This window comes from Mesorhizobium sp. M2E.F.Ca.ET.209.01.1.1 (genome assembly GCF_004010375.2).
GTDB lineage: Bacteria > Pseudomonadota > Alphaproteobacteria > Rhizobiales > Rhizobiaceae > Mesorhizobium.
This window is the reverse complement of sequence record NZ_SADP02000660.1, coordinates 1-337: the sequence shown is the minus strand read 5'-3', so window position 1 is coordinate 337 and position 337 is coordinate 1. Positions and strand designations below refer to the sequence as shown.

Annotated in this window: 1 pseudogene; it reads right to left on the bottom strand. The window is 62.0% G+C overall.

Going from position 1 to position 337, the window contains the following annotated elements:
* A pseudogene (locus EN852_RS37335) lies at positions 1–337 on the bottom strand (toluene hydroxylase); the annotation flags it as partial.

Sequence of the window (337 nt, the reverse complement as noted above, 5' to 3'; positions counted from 1 at the left end):
ATCAGGAAGCCCGACCGGAACAGCTCGCCCACCAGCGGCTCGAAGACGATGTTGATGGCGAAGTACTGCTCCAGATAGTCGGCGGTCCCCATGATCGTCTCGATCGCCTCACGCGTGCCCTGCCAGATGCCGTCCTCGAGCCAGGCCTGCTTGCCGAGCTCGTCGTTCCAGCCGGGAATGTCCATGCCGATCTCGGCGAGGTAGAGTGTGATGTCCTGCGCCAGGCGAAGCTTGTAGGAGGAATTGGTCAGCGTGGCGTTATTGATCATCTGGGTGTAGCCGTAGCGCTGCGCCTGCATCAGGGAGGTGCCGAGGCCGAACTCGGCGTGTTTCCAAG